Origin of the sequence: Clostridioides sp. ES-W-0016-02, from assembly GCF_020641035.1 — a bacterium.
GTDB lineage: Bacteria > Bacillota > Clostridia > Peptostreptococcales > Peptostreptococcaceae > Clostridioides.
The window spans coordinates 333,958-351,006 of record NZ_CP061361.1 but is presented as its reverse complement, the minus strand read 5'-3'; the positions used below and the strand labels follow the sequence as shown (position 1 = coordinate 351,006).

The following is a 17,049-nucleotide window of genomic DNA, read 5'->3' as shown; positions in this document are numbered from 1 at the left end:
CTAAAAATTATAAAAATAAAAAAGAGTTATCTAAAGATAATTTCAATCATCTTAAGACAACTCTTTTCATTTTTGTATCATACAAATTTTTTAAACTTTATTTTCCTATATTTTAAGTCTATAACTCTATTAACATATTCATAAGTTTATTACTTCTTTGTACAAATGAATCTAATTCTCCTGGCTTTAATTCTTTATTAGAAAGTAAAGCTAAATCAGCTATTTGATTACATATAAGTGCTACTTTATCTTTCTTTTCTTCATCATCTTTAAGAGAAACTAATTTTTTGATAATCGGGCTGTTTTCATTTATTACAAGAGTCTTTTCTTCCTCAAAGCTCATTCCTAAATCCATTCCAGCAAATCTTGACTGCATTTCTGCCATTCTAATAGATTGTTCAGATACTAAAATCATAGCTGGAGTTTCTTCGTTTTTTAATCCCTCTACAGAATAATTTTTCACTCTTTCTCCGACAGCTTCTTTAAATAACCCTTCTATCTTAGCTATCTCTTCTTTATTTTCTTCACTATCTTTATTTTCATTTTTGTCTTTTAATACATCAGAAAGGTCTGCATCTATTCTGTTGAATTTAACACCATTTTCTTTGTATTCCATAAATGAAATAAAATGAGTATCTATTGATGAATTTAATACCACAGCATTTAGGTCATATTCCTTAAATAATTTTATATATTGTGATTGTTGCTCTTTATCACTTACATAGAATACTTTATTTTCATGTTTTTCTTTACATTTTTCTAAATAATCTTGAAGTGTTATATACTCATCATCAATAGTTTTAAATAATATACATTCTTTCACTTTTTCATAGAAGCTCTCATCTTTTAAACAACCATATTTAATGAATATTTGTATATCATCCCAGAACTTGTTGTATTCTTCCCTTTGATTTTTACAAAGAGATTTTAACTTATCTGCTACTTTTTTAATTATATGTTTAGAAATTTTACTTACATCTCTATCATTTTGTAAGAAGCTTCTTGATACATTTAGTGGTAAATCTGGGCAATCTATTACACCTTTTAATAAAAGTAAAAACTCTGGTATAACTTCTTTTATGTTGTCCGCTACAAAGACCTGATTGTTATATAATTTTACTTTTCCTTCTGTCAATTCAAATTCATTTTTTAATTTAGGGAAATAAAGTATACCCTTTAAATTGAAAGGATAATCAACATTTAGATGTATCCAAAACAAAGGTTCATCAAATACATTGAATACTTTTCTATAAAACTCTTTATACTCATCATCAGTACAATCCTTTGGAGATTTAAGCCATAAAGGATTAGTATCATTTAATGGTTCAATTACCTTTGCATCTATAACTTCTTCTTCTTTTCCATCTTCTTTTTGCTTTTTAGCTTTTTCTTCAGCTTCCTTAGCTTCTCTTTGTAATCTTTCAACATCTTCTAAATATATCTCTACTGGTAGGAAAGAACAGTATTTGTTTATTATTCCTCTTACAGTAAATTCATCTAAAAATTCCTTACTATCATCATCAATAAATAGTGTTATCATAGTTCCTCTGTCATGTCTACTATCTGATTCAGATATTTCATATTCTGTACCACCTTCAGATATCCATCTTACAGGAGTTGCTCCTTCCATATATGAAAGTGTATCTATTTGTACTTTTTTAGACACCATAAATGCAGAATAAAATCCTAACCCAAAATGACCTATTATGTCATTTGACTCTTCCATTTTATCCTTATATTTATTAAAGAAATCTTCTGCACCTGAAAAGGCAACTTGGTTTATGTATTTTTTTATTTCTTCCTCAGTCATACCTATTCCATTATCAATAAATTTAAGTGTACCCTCACCTTTATTTACAGATACAGTAATTTTATAATCTGATGGATTATTTTCTGATATTTCTCCTAATGATATAAGTCTTTTGTGTTTACTTACTGCATCACATGCATTACTGATAAGCTCCCTTATAAATATGTCCTTATCAGAATATAACCATTTTTTAATTATAGGAAAAATATTTTCTGTATGAATTGAAATACTTCCTTTTTCAAACTCCATTTTTATCCCTCCTCATTTTATAATTACTATTTTAAATTTTTTAAAATAGTATGTCAATATATTATAAATAAATTATTTTAAAATAAAATAATTTATTTTTCTTAGTTATTTTTTTATTCCTCTTTTAAAATTTCCTTTACCTTTGAGTTATTATACATACTATTAGGAACCTTATTAACTAGTTTTTTTAATGTCAATTTAGAGTTTTTTAAATCACCTTTATTATAATACATCATACCTAAATTATAATACGATTCATCAAAATAGGCATCTTCTTCTGAGTAATTTTCTACATACATTTTATAATATTCTTCAGCAGTATTATAGTCTTTTAATTTTTCACTAAGAATAGCTACTTGATAAGTTGCCTCTGATGTATTGCCTTTATTTTCACCAGTATCTACTACCTTTTTATATAATTGTATAGAGGACTTGGTTTTCTTTTCCTTCTTTAAATTATTCGCTTTAGACATCAATTCATCTTCTGTAAATAAATCAGTATTTTTATCACTTTCATTGTCTACAGTATTTTTTTCAGAATTTACATCTTCTTTGTCATCACTTCTATCATTATTATTTGCATTAGAAGTCTTATCCTTATTTTCTTTATCATTTAAGCTAGAATTTAGTTTTTCTTCATTTTTAACACTAGTGTTTTCAGACATCTGATTTTTTAAATTATTCATCTTATAAGAGCTATATATATTTTGTCCTATTAATAATATACCTAATATTATTGCTAAATGTAGATATTTATTTTTTTTAATACTTTTTTTCTCATTAGAAGTTAAATTTTTCTGCTTTTCAGTTATATTATCTTTCTTAACAACATCTTTAGTTCCATCAAATTTAGAGCGTTTAATATTTTTATGTGAAAATTCACTTTCATAAATATCTACATCTGCATTACTTTTAATTTTTTTATTATATGTATCTAATATATTATTCTCTTGCTTTAATAAATGATTTTCTTTATCAATTCTTTTTAAAACTTCTAAACATTCATCAAATTTTATGTAATCTTCTTCTTTATCATAAATCAAAGCAAGTAACTCATAAGGCTCTATTAAGTCACTATATTGCTCAGTTATAAATTTAAAACCTTGTATAGCTTCTTTGTACATTCCTTTATTTATGAATCTTATAAGCTGATTATATTTTTCAAAGAAAATTAAAAACTCCTCAGATGTAAGCATATTTATATACTTTTCACACAGAGCAGTTTTTTCGCAAAGGGAACTCTTATAGAAACTTTCTACAGCCTCATCAAAATTACATTTTAGTAGGTTTACAAGACCTATAAGATTTAAAATATCTACATCATTTGGGCTTAAATCTCTTGCTTCTTTTAAAAAGTTTAATCCACTTGATATACAATTATTATTTATATTATCGATAGATTCATTATATAGAACACATGAGTCTTTTTTATTGAGTTTTAATATATCTTTCTTTACATCATTTAAGTTTAAAATAAATACCACCTCATGCCATAAGTATTAATTGATTTTGTTTCTAAACAAGAGATTTTACCATGTCCTCTTCACTTACTATACTTGTTACTTTTACACCAAAGTTTAAGTCTACCACTACCACTTTTCCATAAGCCAGTACTTTATTGTCTATTAGTATTTCTACATCTTGGTCTGCTAAAGTATCAAGTTCAATAAGAGAACCTTTATTTAGATTTAAAATATCTCTCAAACTCATCTTAGTTCTTCCTATAACTACAGATAACTCTAACTTAAGGTCAAGTATTCTATCTATATTATTTCTATTAGTTTCAGAAATTTCTAAAGCTAATTCATCATCTCCACTAATTTCTTTTTCAATTTTATCATTCAGTAACATTTTTGCTTCTTCATCTGAAATAAGATTACTATTATCCATAACTACACCTCTTTTTTGACAGCATCATTTATTTTCACACCCTTTTTACTTGATATAAATCCTGGTGTTGCTGTGTATGATTTTGAATTTTCTACATATACATCTATATAATCATTTATCTTTTTATTTGTTACTATTACATCTCCAACTTCTAGTTTAAGTAAATCCTCAACATTAATTGATACTTTACCTATCTCTGCAATAACTGATAATTCTATATTAGATACACTATCATAGATTTTCTTAGTGAATTCCTCTGAATTATCCCCTGCATCCATATCTAAAAATTCTACTACAGAAATATTTTCCAAAACGGCCTCTAAAGCATTGTATGGGAAACAAAGTGAAACATTACCAATATGCTTATTATCATTTAGCACTTTTAAATCTACAACACATACAGGTGCAGTTGGTGAACACAATTGTGGTAAATTAATATGTGTATGTGTATCTAACACTTGTATGTTTTCAAAGCCTTCAAATAAATGCATATTTCTTACTAAATCCTCCATAAGATGTAAAAGTAATTTCTTATCAAGTTCTGTAAGTTCTCTGTTAGTATCTATTGTAACTCCATTTCCTCCAGATGTTATATCAATCCACATATCAGCTACACTTCTATCTATTCTAAAAGAAAAGTTTTTCATAATAGGTTCCATCGAATTTTGTACTACTAAACATGAAGATGTCACTTTATCTAAAAAAGTTTGATAATTTACTTGGTCTATATTCTCAACCACCATACTAGAATTACACTTAAGTTCATAAACTATATAGTTTTTATATTTTTTACAGAATTCAGCTAATAAAAAATTTAAGCAAGTTAAATTTTCTCTTGAATAACTCTGAGGTTTGCCGAAATCATAATCTTTCATATCATACATGAATATTCCTCACCTTACATAATTATTTAGCTCTTAAATTATTAGCTATTTGCCACATTTCATCAGCTGTCTTTATTCCTTTTGAATTCATTTGAAATGCTCTTTGAGTAGCTATTAAATCAACAAATTCTTCTTGTAAAGAAACATTTGACCTTTCTCTGTAGCCTTGAACTATATCAACTTTTCCAACTTGTTTGACTTCTCCTGCATCAGTTGCAACAAATAGGCTATCTCCTTCAGATATAAAATTTTGAGTTCCTGTAGGCTCATACAAATTTATCGTTCCTATTTTTTTATTATCTACAAATAAATCTCCATTTCTTGAAACGGTTAAGTTTGTATCAGTTATATTTGTATTATTGTAGTTATAACCTGCATCAAATTGGACATCTAGTATATTTCCACTATCATCTACAATCTTACCTAAAGCATCTACATTAAATCCACCATTTCTTGTATATGCATATGTGCCATCATTTCTTATGACTCTAAAGAATCCTTCTCCATCTATTGCCAAATCACTTTTACTATTTGTTGGAGCTAATGCTCCTTGTTCATAATTTCTCATAGGAGCTGAGGCTTTAGAGCCAGTTCCAGTTGATATATCTTTACCATTTGTCGGGTAAGATGGTCTATTTAGTACTTCATCTACTAAATCAGAATATTCCATATTTAGCTTTTTATATCCTGTGGAATCAGTATTTGCTATATTATTAGATATTATATCTAGTTTACTTTGATTTGCTGATAAAGCTGTTTTACTAGTATAAAACATTGTGTACATAAAAATTCACCTCCTATTATCTATCTTACTGAACCAATCTCGCTTGCTATTTTTGCTAATTTAGAATCCATAGCTTGAATTATCTTTTGATTTGCTTCATATTCTCTTGAAATTGTCATCATATTATTGATTTCAGATACCATATCTACATTAGATGACTCTATAGCATTTTGTATTGTATATGCATTATTTGCTTTTATAGCTCCTTCTCCAGAATACAGGTTATCGCCTTCTTTTTTTAGCTTATTATAGTCATTAAAATCTACCATATTAAATTTGTACATAGCATTTCCGTCCAGTGATATTGTATTATCATTTGCTACTTCAAATTTCTTATTTCCTACATTTATATGACCCACAGCACCAGTTACAGTATTTGTTCCAAGAACATAGTATCCTTCACTAGTTATAAGGTCTCCTTGATTATCTGTCCTAAAATTACCATTTCTAGTATAAAACTGATTCCCAGCTGCATCACTAACCAAAAAGAACCCCTTACCTTGAATAGCTACATCCATTTTATTATCAGTCTGCTTTATAGGACCTTGGTTAAAATTTGTAATAGTTTCATCCATGGAAATACCTGGACTTATTTCACCTATCTCTTGCTTTTGTTTAGTTCCATTTGCGTAGTTATTGTAAGCTTCTAATTTCAATGAATCAAAACTCTTGGTTAAAAGCTGTTTACTTTTATATCCATTAGTGTCCATATTGGCTAGGTTATTGACAACAACATTTTGCTTTTGCTGATTTGTTATCATAGCCGAAACTGCTGTATATAATCCTCTTATCACATTATGACCTCCTTTTTCGTAAATTGTTTAACAAGATTATTTATTCTAAAACTTTCATCTCACTTGAATATTTCATCCCTAATGCTCTGGCCTTTTTTTCTATCTCTGCTTTGCTCATATCATTATTACTAAAAAGCATTATACATAAAGTCGATATTAATATACCAATTCCTATTCCTAAAAGTACTTTTTTATCAAATAATAATATTCTTATATTTTGTAACAACTCTTTATTAATGACAGCTCACCCTTTCCAATATGTAGCATCTTGCATATTTCCACATCATCATAACCAGAATTTATAAGATGTTTCACTTTAAGAGATAGCTCATTTTCTTGTTTTATTTCCTGTCTTGATTCTATAAAGATACTGTCTTTTTTTTCTTCATTAGTTTTTATTAAGTTATAATTTTCATAAACTTTTATATGATTATTACTTCTTATTTCAGCAAGTACTTTATCTAAAAAGAATCTTCTTTTTTCTGCAACTATCAATCTATCATTTGCCTCATATTCCTGTTCAAATATTTTGTCAAAGTACCTGTTATCTTTGTTTTTCGATTCCTTATGTAAATTTGCTATTATAGTTACTATTATCAAAATAGACACTACTATTAATATAATTTGTATCATCACATCAATCACCATCTATATAGAATATTTAAGTTCTTTTATTTTGCTTCTCAAGTTTCTTATTGATTTTCTGTGGAGTTGTGAAACTCTTGATTCTGAAACACCTAGCACTTTTCCTATTTCCTTTAGATTTAAATCTTCATAATAGTACAGTGAAAGTATTAATTTTTCCTTTTCCTTTAAATTACAAATTGCTTGAGATAAAATTTCTAGTTTTTCTTCTTCCTCTATTACATTTGCTGGAATATCTTCATCTCTGTCACTTATTGTATCTTGTACAGTTTCATTTGTATCTTCAAAGATTACATGGTTTAATGATACAATATTTAGCATGTCTATATTATTTTCGATATCATAAAGTTCCTTTTCTGAAATATTTAATTCATTCGCAATTTCATATGAAGTTGGCTCTCTTAATAACTCAGCCTGCAATTTTTCTACTACTCTATTATATTTATTTACTTTAGTTAAATTATGCTTAGAGATTGGACTTTGATTTCTAATTTCATCTAATATAGCTGATTTTATTTTTATATAAGAGTAACTAGAAAATTTTGCTCCTTTTTCAACATCAAACTTATTTATTGCATCAATCAATCCAATAACTCCACTATTTACTAAATCTTGATATTCAAAGCCTTTCCCAGGTATAAAAAATTTTCTTGCTATACTCTTTACAAGAGGCATATTCTCTTTTATTAATTCTTCTCTATTCATTAACTACGCCTCCTTAGCTTTTAAATATACTAAACATTTTTCTTAGTAGACCCTTATTCTCATCAATATCTTCTCTTGACTGACTTACCATTCTCTTTGCTATAGATATAATACACTTTGAAGCGCTACTTGTAGGATATTCCAGAATAAATGGTATCTGCTTTTTTACACATATTCCTACTTTTTTATCATCTATTATATATCCATATAACTCTAAATTAAGATTTAAAAATTTGTCTACAACCATCTTTATTCTGTTGTATGTAGATTTTGCTTCTTCTAAATTTATTACCCTGTTGATTATTATGTTTGCACTTCTCTTTATCCCAAAATTACTTATGGCCTTTAGTAAGCTATATGCATCAGTTAATGATGTTGGTTCTGGAGTTGTTATTAAGAAAAATTCAGTACTACAATATATAAATGACAATAGACTTTTACTCATACCAGCGCCTGTGTCAATTATTATAAAATCGACATCATGAATCTGTTCTATGCTATGTATAAACTTATTTCTTTGAGCTTCTGTAAAATCTTCTATATGATTAAGTGCAGAACCTCCAGAAATTATATTCACACCATATTTAGTACGTGAAATTATATCTTCTATATTTTTTTCTCCATTAATTACATCAATTATCGTACCTTTTACATTTACACCCATTATTATATCTATATTTGACATTCCTATATCTGCATCTAATATAAGAACTTTTTTATTAAGCCTAGTCAAACAGATAGACAAATTTGTAGCGAGATTACTCTTTCCAACACCACCTTTCCCAGAAGCTATTGTAATTATCTTAGGTGCATTCCCATTCTCCACTATAAATTCATCAAGTCCTCTTTTTTCTATTGCCATCTTTCTCAAGATTTGAGCTTGGTCAATCATATACTTTCAACTCCTAATAGTAATCTTATAATCTTATCTTCATTAGGTTTTATAATGTCATCAGGAACACTTTGCCCTATTGTAATATACGATATTGGTTTTTGTGCATAATTCACTATGTTAAAGATGGAACCATATGTGATTGTTTCATCCAGCTTTGTAATTATTAAGCTTTTAAAGTTCACATTTCTATATGAATCTATAATTGCTTTTGTATCATTTTCTCTTGTTGTGCAATTCAAAACTAAGTGTATATTATCAGTTTCAGCTTTATCTATGAGATTTTTGATTTCTAGTATTTGCATAGAATTTTTATATCCTCTACCTGTAGTATCTATTAATACAACATCACAATCTTTCATCTCATCAAGCGCCAACTCCATCTCATCGGGGCTTATTACTCCTTTAAAAGGAATATTCATTATGTCAGTATATATCTTTAACTGCTCCACAGCGCCAATTCTATAGGTATCTATAGTTATTACACCTACTTTTTTATTTTCCTCAAATACTAATTTTGCGGCTAACTTTGCTATTGTAGTTGTCTTACCTACTCCTGGTGGTCCAACTAGAGCGATTTTCCCATTTATCGTTGGATTTTCTATTTTAATCTTTTTCTTTAGACTTTCCACTAAATTTTTACTTGTATCAATTCCATTGAACTTCATCTCTTGTAAGTCAGTTCTTATGGACTCTACAATTTCTTCATTTAACTCTAGATTTAGTAGGTTCTTACATATTTTATCTATATCATTGTCATTCTTATTATCAAACCCCATATTACTTATAATTGACTTTAATTGTTCTACCTCTCGTTTCAAGTCATTTTGTTCTACATTATCTCTCTTTTCCCATCCGACAGTTAATTCGATATCTCTCTTTGAAAAAATACCTCGTATTCCAGATTTTCTTACTTCTTTTTTATCTATTAATGTAATATTGTCACCCAATTCCATTTTGGCTAGATTCATAGCATCCTGAATTGTATTAGCTGTATACTTTTTCGTCATCATATATGCTCACCACACCTTCTGCTTTGATTTTAACATCATTAGGTATTTCATTTAATGATAGTACAGTCAAATTAGGATATACAATCTCAACTAGTTTTCTAAATGGTGCTCTTATCTTTGGTGATACTACTATTACTGGTATATTATGATTGAAATATACATTACCTATTACATCTTGTATACTCTCAAATATTTTGTTTGTGTTTTCTGGGTCAACAGCTGGATAAGTTCCATTTACAGACCTTTGTAAATTATTAGATACCAATTCCTCGGTTTCTGGAGATAATGTAGCCACTACAATTGACTTATCTTCATCCACCAAATTCGTACAAATACTTCTAGCTAAAGCTATTCTCACATATTCAGTAAGAAGCTCTATGTCTTTTGTGTTCCTGGACTGGTCTGCAAGTGTTTCAAGGATTGTAACCCTATCCTTTATATTTACTTTTTCTCTCAACAGATTTTTAAGTACTTTTTGAACTTCACCAAGTGTCATTAAGTCTGGTATCAACTCATCAACTACAGCACTATAATTTTCTCTTGCTGCATCTATAATAGTCTTAACTTCTTGTCTTCCCAGTAACTCATGTGCATTGGATTTTATTATATCTAGTAAATGGGTTATAAGTATTGTGGATGAATCTACAACTGTATAACCTTTTAACTCTGCATCTTCTACCTTATCACTTTCTATCCAAAGTGCCTCTATTCCAAAAGTAGGCTCAATTGTCTTTATTCCAAATATATTAAAACCTTGATTCATAGGGTCCATACATAAAACCATATTAGGCATTATCTCATATCCACCAACTACATTACCTTTTATCTTTATGTTATATTGGTTTGGATTTAGTTGTAAATTATCTCTTATTCTTATAGGTTGTACAACTATACCCATGTCTATGGCACATTGTCTTCTTATTGATGCTATTCTCTGAAGTAAATCTCCTCCTGCTGATTCATCAGCTAAAGATATTAAGCCATATCCAATTTCTACTTCTATAGCTTCTACATTTATTAAGTTTGTTACATCTTCTACTTCGTTTTTGTCTGGATTTACCATATCAGGTTTTTCAAAATCTAAATCTTCTAAGGTATCCTTCTTTTCTCTTCCTAAGAAGTAACCTGCTGCTATTGCACCTATTCCCAGTGAAAAAAACGCTGGCTTGGGTAATCCAGGCATCATACCAAGTATAATTAAAACACAACCAGTCATCATTACTGCTTTTGGTATTGCTGTTAATTGCTTACCTACTAAGTCACCAAAGTTTTCATCAGTCGAAGCTCTTGTTACGATTATACCAGCTGATGTGGATATTAGTAGAGCTGGTATCTGGCTTACAAGTCCATCACCTATAGTAAGTCTTACATAAGTCTGAGCTGCACCCATAAGAGTCATGTTTAGCATTACAGCTCCTATTACAATTCCTCCTATTATATTTATTGCTGTTACTATAAGACCTGCTATAGCATCTCCTTTTACAAACTTATTTGCACCATCCATAGAACCATAAAAATCAGCTTCTTGTTGGAGTTCTTTTCTTCTTTTTCTAGCAGTTTTGTCATCTATAACTCCTGCATTTAAATCTGCATCTATACTCATCTGCTTCCCTGGCATGGCATCTAACGTAAATCTAGCTGTTACTTCAGATACTCTTCCAGAACCATTAGTTATAACGACAAATTGAACAATTAATATAATTAGGAATATAATTATCCCTACTACGTAATTTCCACCTACAACAAAACTTCCAAATGCCTCTATAACTTCACCTGCATATCCTTGAGTTAAAATCAATCTAGTTGATGAAAGATTTAATCCCAATCTAAATAGTGTTGTAACAAGTAACACTGTTGGAAATATGGATAAATCAAGTACATTTGTTGTAAATAATGTCATTAATAAAATTAGCACAGATAAACTTATGTTAATTGCCAGTAAAATATCTAATATAAATGTAGGTAATGGCACTATCATCATAAGAACAATTCCTACAACACCAAAAGCCACTATTACGTCCATATGTTCTTTTAGATTAAACTTATTCATTACTTATCCTACCTTTTTGGGACTTTGTATCTATTTTTGATTTTATATACTGCTACTAAGATCTCTGCAAAAGCTTGATACATGTCCTCTGGAATTTCTTGGTCTATTTCTACTTGCTTATATAACAACCTAGCAATGGGTTTATTTTCTATTATTGGGATGTCATTTCCCTTTGCGATTTCCCTTATTTTAAAAGCTAAATAATCTGCACCTTTTGCCACTACTACTGGAGCTTGGTCCTTCCCTTTTTCATATCTCACTGCTATAGATAAGTGAGTTGGATTGGTTACTATTACAGTAGCGCTTGGTACTGCTTGCATAGTCCTTTGAGATGAGATTTGTCTTTGTTTTTGTTTTATCTTAGCTTTTATTTCTGGGTCTCCTTCTGAGTTTTTATATTCATCTTTAACTTCTTGTTTTGTCATTCTCAGTTGTTTTTTATGACTATACCTTTGATAAAAATAATCTGCAACTGCTATAACTATCATAGCTATACAAATTTTACTTAATATGGAATATACTAAGTCTTTAACTGTATACATTAAAGTTGGTAAGTATATATTCCCTAGTTTTAAGATATCTAAATAATTATCTTGAAAAAATTTATATCCTATGTAAGCTAAGACAGATATAATTGCTGTATCCTTTATTAAAGTTGATAAACTTCTCATAGAAAACATGTTTTTGAATCCACTAATTGGATTTAATTTTGATAAATTTGGTTTCAAAGTTTCCCCAGTAAATAATATTCCCACTTGAAATAGGTTAGCTACTACACCTAAGACCAAAAATGGAATAGCTATTGGCAAAAATATCTTGAAAAAATCCATTAATCCTACTATAATTAAGTTTTCTAGGTTTGAATAATTTATGTTCATATAAAAATTCACGCTTAAAAAATGATTGAGTGAAGATTTAAGTGTGTCCACTACATATGAAAATAATGTAGGGACTAACAAAGTGAATGCAAATAAGGTCATTGCAACAGGTAATTCTCTACTTTTTGCTATATTACCTTTTTTTCTTTGTTCTCCCCTTTTCTTTGGAGTAGCGTCTTCTGTTTTGTCTGTTGAACCCATAAAAAACATAGGGGCTAGTGCAAAAGTTCCCTCATACATCTTTGGTATTTGACTCAATAAATGACTTATTTGGTTGACAATTAAAGGTATTGATATGATAAATAATGCTATACCAACCAATATTTTTAATGGCATACCAACTATCATTACGTTTAGTTGAGGTACACTTCTTGATATAAGACCTAATATAAAATCTGCCATAAGCAGACAAAGTACAATAGGTATTGCTATTTTAAACCCAGTTATAAAGCACTGCACAAATATGTTTATTATATAATCTATATTATTATCTACAAATGATTTTCCTATTGGAATTAACTCAAAACTATACCTTATACCTCGAATTAAAATATGGTGACCATCCATGCTAAAAAATATCATAATTGCTGTCCAGTTCATAAGATTATCAATTAGAGTTGTTTGAGTCATTGAATTTGGGTCAAACATATTAATCATTGATAATCCCATCTGTTGGTCCATCATAGAACCTGCCATTCTGATACTGTAAAAACATAGATTCGTTATATATCCAAGAATAATCCCTGTTATAGTCTCATTTATACCATATAAAGTAAACATTACAATATTGTCTATATTTGTTACATATTCAATTTGCATAGTACTTGAAATCAATATTGATATAATGATTGCAAAGAGTGACTTAAATAAAGCAGGTGTACCAGCTGGAAATAGCATTCTCAATGTTCCAAAGAAGGCTACTATTCTAATAAATACAAAAATCATATGTATCCTACTTACTTAGTTATAAGAGACATCATATTGAATATCTCAGAAGTAAAACTAATAAGAGTATGTAACATCCAGCTTCCACCAATAGCTACTACCAAAAGAATTGCTATTAGTTTTGGTACAAATGTCAAAGTTTGCTCTTGGATTTGAGTTGTAGCTTGAAATACACTTATTAAAAGTCCAACTACAAGAGAAACAATAAGTACTGGAGCTGCAATCATAGCTCCTGTAAACATACCATTTTTAAGAACACTCATTATCATAAATTCACTCATATTATTTTTCTCCTATCCAAATCCCAATATCAATGTTTTTACTATCAAGTTCCATCCATCCACCATTACAAATAATAACAACTTAAATGGTAATGATATCATAACTGGAGGTAACATAAACATTCCCATAGACATTAAAACACTTGCTACAACAAGGTCTATTATCAAAAATGGTATGTATATTAAAAAACCTATTTGAAAAGCAGTTTTTAGTTCACTTATCGCAAAAGCTGGAACTACAACAGATAAGGGTATATTTTCACGAGTTAATTTTTTTTCTTTTAACCCTGCTTGTTCTACAAATAAATCTAAGTCAGTTTGTCTAGTTTGCTTTAGTAAAAACTCTTTAATAGGCACTTCTGCTTCTTTCATGGCTTTTTCCATAGTAATATCTTCTTTCATATATGGTTGTAATGCCTTTTCGTTTATTTCATTTAATACTGGTCTCATTATAAATATTGTCAATACTATCGCAAGCCCTACCAAAACTTGACTTGGAATTGCTTGTTGTGCTCCTAATGCTGATTTCAAAAATGATAAACTTATGACTATTCTAACAAAGCTTGTCATCATGAACATTACAAATGGCAAAAACATTAATGCCGTTAGAAATAAAAACAATTGCATTGAACTTGTATATGGTACGTCAGACAAAGGTAATTTTGATAATAGTTCCATTTACTTATCTTCCTTTTTTGTAAATTTTCCAATATATCTACTGAAATCATATTTTGCTTTGATTTTTTCCATTTTAAAATCTTGGATTTTAAAATTTCTCTCTTTAATGTCATCTTCTATTTTTGATATTTCTTCTTTGGTCAAATCTTTTATCTTATTCATACTAGCTGAAGAAGATGCAATAATACATCCTTCTTCACCTACTTTTAAAATTATTATGCTATTGTTTTTATTTATACTTACAATGTCTAGTATTTTTACATATTTGTCATTGTATTTTTTTAATAAAGTTCCCTGGCTAATTTTTAAAGATAAGACTATCAATATTAAAATTATTGGAATACATATTAATATCTTTAATAAATAAAGTATCATGTCTTACCATCCTTTTATTGTACTACTATATTTGTGAAATATATGTTTTGTATTACATTCCCACCTAAATTTGTATTTAAAGTATTTTTTATTTCATCTTTTATATTATTTAGATTTTCAGCAGAAAAATCATCTGCTCTTTTTGCCATAAGGCAATTTATAATATTATCTCTAATTAAAGGTGTATTTTTTTCTATATCTTTATATGAAGCATCATAAGATACAGTTATTGACACCTTTAAATATCTTACACCTTCATCAGCTAGCTTCAATACCATTTCTTCTAAATCAAGATTTTCTGTCTTTATTTCATCTTTAGCTTTTCCTGTTGGAATAAACAAACCTATAATCTTATCAATTTGTCCACTTCCACCTTTACCTAATATAAAAAACCCTGCTCCTGCTGAGAAAACAATCAGTATCAAAATAATTAGAATAATTTTTTTATTTTTGAACAAAACTCTTCCTCCTAGTCGATAGTTATAAGTATATTAACTCTTCTATTTTCAGCTCTTCCCTTTGCTGTATCATTTGAAACTAAAGGTTGATACTCTCCACATCCTGTTGCTGAAAACAATTTAGGGTCCATGCCCTTTTCTTCTACAAAGTATCTTACAACACTTACTGCTCTACTAGAAGATAAATCCCAATTGGACTCATGTGTACTTGATTTTACAGGTACATTATCAGTATGACCTTCTATAACTATCTTATTTTTCATCATTTTTATCATGTCATATACTTTATTTAGAGTAGCTTTACTATCAACTTTTAACTCCGAACTCCCAGAGTCAAATAATATTGAGTCATCTAACTCTAATAAAATCCCTCTACTATCATCCTTAACTGTTACACTATTTTGCAAGTTAGAATTATTAACCTTATCTTTTAAATCTTGTTCTAAATCTGACTTATCATTTTTATCCACTAAACCACTATCTATTGGAGACTTCGCACTTGTACTTGAACCTGTGTTAAACATACTTACTCCAGAAAACTGACCTTTTAATGCATCTGATATATTTTTAAATTTTTCCATATCTACAACTGATGTTGCATATAGAAGTACAAAAAATGTAAGAATTAGAGTTATTGTGTCTGCATAAGTGGCCAACCATGCATCTGGATTTATCTCATCTTTTTTTTTATTTTTTCTACGCGCCATTACTCATTGCTCTTTCTGTATTTTTATTGGATTTCATAAACTGTAATTTTTCAGTTTTTGAAAGGTATGTCGCTAAACGTTCCTCAACTACTATACTGCTTTCACCAGATTGTATGCTTATTATACCTTCCAGCATCATCTCTTTTATGTAAACTTCTTTTTCCGTTTTTTCATCTATGTTATATGCAATTGGATTTAAAGCAATATTTGCAAGTAGAGAACCATAAAATGTTGTAATTAACGCCTTTCCCATACCAGAAGCAATCAAATCTGGTGATGTAAGGTCAGATAGCATTTGTATAAGACCGATTAGAGTCCCCAACATTCCAAATGCAGGTGCGAATGTTCCCCAAGTTTTAAATATCTTTGAATATCTGTTATTTGTATCTTCAACAGAATCTATCTCTAATTCTAATATAGACCTTATTTCATTGACTTCCAGACCATCAATACATAACTCTAATCCTTTTTTCATAAATGGGTCTTGTATTTTCATTACATCACTTTCTATTGACAAAAGACCTTCTCTTCTTGCTTTTTTTGAAAGTGCTTTAAATTGATTCAATAAGTCTAATCTTGATATACTCGTTGTTTTAAATGAGTATTGTAATGCATTTTTTATAAGTTTCATGTCATCAATAGTAAATGTAATCATCAACGCTCCAAATGACCCAAATACTGTTATTAATATTGATGAAAAATCAAAGAAACTTTTTAATCCTGAACTACTTCCTTTTACTGCTCCAAATAAAACTAATACTGTAGATAATATTAGTCCAATGAATGTCAGTGAATCTGTTTTTTTCATTACTTTTCGCTCCTAATATAACCTACATTTATTTTCCTTTTATACTTTATCACTTTATCTACTATCTCATCTACAGACTCTTTTACAAGATTTTTTTCTCCTGTTGTAAGTAATATTCTACTTTCTGGAACGGAGTCAATTCTTACTATAAGGTCTGAGTTTAATATGTAGCTTCTTCCGTTTAAGTCTGTTACTCTTATCAT

At 28.8% G+C, this 17,049-nt stretch carries 20 protein-coding genes; all 20 read right to left on the bottom strand.

The window, feature by feature from the left end:
* Positions 1-118: 118 nt before the first annotated feature.
* The 20 genes from htpG to IC758_RS01890 all read right to left on the bottom strand — a co-directional run bounded on the left by htpG (position 119) and on the right by IC758_RS01890 (position 17,049).
* Complete coding sequence (htpG, locus tag IC758_RS01985; RefSeq protein WP_227434693.1) at positions 119-2,059, bottom strand: molecular chaperone HtpG; 1,941 nt, start codon at positions 2,057-2,059, stop codon at positions 119-121.
* 113 nt (positions 2,060-2,172) lie between these two features.
* The gene (locus IC758_RS01980) at positions 2,173-3,543 is read right to left on the bottom strand and encodes a tetratricopeptide repeat protein (RefSeq protein WP_227824815.1); all 1,371 of its coding nucleotides are present in this window, start codon (positions 3,541-3,543) and stop codon (positions 2,173-2,175) included.
* Between the two features lie 31 nt (positions 3,544-3,574).
* Positions 3,575-3,949: a FliM/FliN family flagellar motor switch protein gene (locus IC758_RS01975; RefSeq protein WP_413926673.1), complete on the bottom strand. Its 375-nt coding sequence runs from the start codon at positions 3,947-3,949 to the stop codon at positions 3,575-3,577.
* 2 nt (positions 3,950-3,951) lie between these two features.
* On the bottom strand, positions 3,952-4,833 hold the full coding sequence (locus IC758_RS01970; RefSeq protein ID WP_227434691.1) for a FliM/FliN family flagellar motor switch protein: 882 nt from the start codon (positions 4,831-4,833) through the stop codon (positions 3,952-3,954).
* A gap of 22 nt (positions 4,834-4,855) precedes the next feature.
* Positions 4,856-5,617, bottom strand: coding sequence for a flagellar hook-basal body complex protein (locus IC758_RS01965; RefSeq protein WP_227434690.1), 762 nt, complete (start codon positions 5,615-5,617; stop codon positions 4,856-4,858).
* 20 nt (positions 5,618-5,637) lie between these two features.
* Complete coding sequence (locus IC758_RS01960) at positions 5,638-6,411, bottom strand: flagellar hook-basal body complex protein (RefSeq protein WP_227834866.1); 774 nt, start codon at positions 6,409-6,411, stop codon at positions 5,638-5,640.
* 40 nt (positions 6,412-6,451) lie between these two features.
* Positions 6,452-6,637 (bottom strand): flagellar protein, encoded by a 186-nt coding sequence (locus tag IC758_RS01955; protein WP_227434688.1) that lies wholly within the window; start codon positions 6,635-6,637, stop codon positions 6,452-6,454.
* On the bottom strand, positions 6,622-7,044 hold the full coding sequence (locus IC758_RS01950) for a flagellar protein (protein WP_227483432.1): 423 nt from the start codon (positions 7,042-7,044) through the stop codon (positions 6,622-6,624). Before IC758_RS01950 ends, IC758_RS01955 begins: the two co-directional genes overlap by 16 nt.
* A gap of 15 nt (positions 7,045-7,059) precedes the next feature.
* Complete coding sequence (locus tag IC758_RS01945; RefSeq protein WP_227434686.1) at positions 7,060-7,761, bottom strand: sigma-70 family RNA polymerase sigma factor; 702 nt, start codon at positions 7,759-7,761, stop codon at positions 7,060-7,062.
* Positions 7,762-7,774: 13 nt separating this feature from the next.
* Complete coding sequence (locus tag IC758_RS01940) at positions 7,775-8,653, bottom strand: MinD/ParA family protein (RefSeq protein ID WP_227483433.1); 879 nt, start codon at positions 8,651-8,653, stop codon at positions 7,775-7,777.
* A complete protein-coding gene (gene flhF / locus IC758_RS01935) occupies positions 8,650-9,663 on the bottom strand; it encodes a flagellar biosynthesis protein FlhF (protein WP_227434684.1) in 1,014 nt (337 codons plus the stop codon). The genes IC758_RS01940 and flhF overlap by 4 nt, the downstream gene beginning before the upstream one ends.
* The gene (gene flhA, locus IC758_RS01930; RefSeq protein WP_227434683.1) at positions 9,641-11,716 is read right to left on the bottom strand and encodes a flagellar biosynthesis protein FlhA; all 2,076 of its coding nucleotides are present in this window, start codon (positions 11,714-11,716) and stop codon (positions 9,641-9,643) included. The genes flhF and flhA overlap by 23 nt, the downstream gene beginning before the upstream one ends.
* Positions 11,717-11,724: 8 nt before the next feature.
* Complete coding sequence (locus tag IC758_RS01925) at positions 11,725-13,539, bottom strand: fused FliR family export protein/FlhB family type III secretion system protein (RefSeq protein ID WP_227434682.1); 1,815 nt, start codon at positions 13,537-13,539, stop codon at positions 11,725-11,727.
* A gap of 11 nt (positions 13,540-13,550) precedes the next feature.
* Positions 13,551-13,820, bottom strand: a complete 270-nt coding sequence (gene fliQ / locus IC758_RS01920; RefSeq protein WP_009888090.1) for a flagellar biosynthesis protein FliQ — start codon at positions 13,818-13,820, stop codon at positions 13,551-13,553.
* A 12-nt stretch (positions 13,821-13,832) separates the two neighbouring features.
* Positions 13,833-14,498, bottom strand: coding sequence for a flagellar type III secretion system pore protein FliP (gene fliP, locus IC758_RS01915; protein ID WP_227483435.1), 666 nt, complete (start codon positions 14,496-14,498; stop codon positions 13,833-13,835).
* Entirely contained in the window at positions 14,499-14,873 is a 375-nt protein-coding gene (locus tag IC758_RS01910) for a flagellar biosynthetic protein FliO (protein WP_227434680.1), read from the bottom strand.
* A 14-nt stretch (positions 14,874-14,887) separates the two neighbouring features.
* Positions 14,888-15,331 carry a flagellar basal body-associated protein FliL gene (fliL, locus tag IC758_RS01905; RefSeq protein ID WP_227834867.1) on the bottom strand — a complete coding sequence of 148 codons (444 nt, stop codon included), beginning with the start codon at positions 15,329-15,331 and terminating at the stop codon, positions 14,888-14,890.
* 11 nt (positions 15,332-15,342) lie between these two features.
* Positions 15,343-16,038, bottom strand: coding sequence for an OmpA family protein (locus tag IC758_RS01900; RefSeq protein ID WP_227483437.1), 696 nt, complete (start codon positions 16,036-16,038; stop codon positions 15,343-15,345).
* Positions 16,028-16,846 (bottom strand): motility protein A, encoded by an 819-nt coding sequence (locus tag IC758_RS01895; RefSeq protein ID WP_227434677.1) that lies wholly within the window; start codon positions 16,844-16,846, stop codon positions 16,028-16,030. Before IC758_RS01895 ends, IC758_RS01900 begins: the two co-directional genes overlap by 11 nt.
* On the bottom strand, positions 16,846-17,049 hold the full coding sequence (locus tag IC758_RS01890; protein WP_054268815.1) for a flagellar FlbD family protein: 204 nt from the start codon (positions 17,047-17,049) through the stop codon (positions 16,846-16,848). Before IC758_RS01890 ends, IC758_RS01895 begins: the two co-directional genes overlap by 1 nt.

What these genes read in the sequence shown, in the direction of transcription:
- IC758_RS01910 (WP_227434680.1), bottom strand. Translation starts at nt 14,873, where the DNA reads ATGATACTTTATTTATTAAAGATATTAATATGTATTCCAATAATTTTA.
- IC758_RS01895 (WP_227434677.1), bottom strand. Translation starts at nt 16,846, where the DNA reads ATGAAAAAAACAGATTCACTGACATTCATTGGACTAATATTATCTACA.
- IC758_RS01925 (WP_227434682.1), bottom strand. Translation starts at nt 13,539, where the DNA reads ATGATTTTTGTATTTATTAGAATAGTAGCCTTCTTTGGAACATTGAGA.
- IC758_RS01900 (WP_227483437.1), bottom strand. Translation starts at nt 16,038, where the DNA reads ATGGCGCGTAGAAAAAATAAAAAAAAAGATGAGATAAATCCAGATGCA.
- IC758_RS01945 (WP_227434686.1), bottom strand. Translation starts at nt 7,761, where the DNA reads ATGAATAGAGAAGAATTAATAAAAGAGAATATGCCTCTTGTAAAGAGT.
- IC758_RS01965 (WP_227434690.1), bottom strand. Translation starts at nt 5,617, where the DNA reads ATGTACACAATGTTTTATACTAGTAAAACAGCTTTATCAGCAAATCAA.
- IC758_RS01970 (WP_227434691.1), bottom strand. Translation starts at nt 4,833, where the DNA reads ATGTATGATATGAAAGATTATGATTTCGGCAAACCTCAGAGTTATTCA.
- fliQ (WP_009888090.1), bottom strand. Translation starts at nt 13,820, where the DNA reads ATGAGTGAATTTATGATAATGAGTGTTCTTAAAAATGGTATGTTTACA.
- fliP (WP_227483435.1), bottom strand. Translation starts at nt 14,498, where the DNA reads ATGGAACTATTATCAAAATTACCTTTGTCTGACGTACCATATACAAGT.
- IC758_RS01975 (WP_413926673.1), bottom strand. Translation starts at nt 3,949, where the DNA reads ATGGATAATAGTAATCTTATTTCAGATGAAGAAGCAAAAATGTTACTG.
- IC758_RS01890 (WP_054268815.1), bottom strand. Translation starts at nt 17,049, where the DNA reads ATGATAAGAGTAACAGACTTAAACGGAAGAAGCTACATATTAAACTCA.
- IC758_RS01950 (WP_227483432.1), bottom strand. Translation starts at nt 7,044, where the DNA reads ATGATACAAATTATATTAATAGTAGTGTCTATTTTGATAATAGTAACT.
- flhF (WP_227434684.1), bottom strand. Translation starts at nt 9,663, where the DNA reads ATGACGAAAAAGTATACAGCTAATACAATTCAGGATGCTATGAATCTA.
- flhA (WP_227434683.1), bottom strand. Translation starts at nt 11,716, where the DNA reads ATGAATAAGTTTAATCTAAAAGAACATATGGACGTAATAGTGGCTTTT.
- IC758_RS01940 (WP_227483433.1), bottom strand. Translation starts at nt 8,653, where the DNA reads ATGATTGACCAAGCTCAAATCTTGAGAAAGATGGCAATAGAAAAAAGA.
- htpG (WP_227434693.1), bottom strand. Translation starts at nt 2,059, where the DNA reads ATGGAGTTTGAAAAAGGAAGTATTTCAATTCATACAGAAAATATTTTT.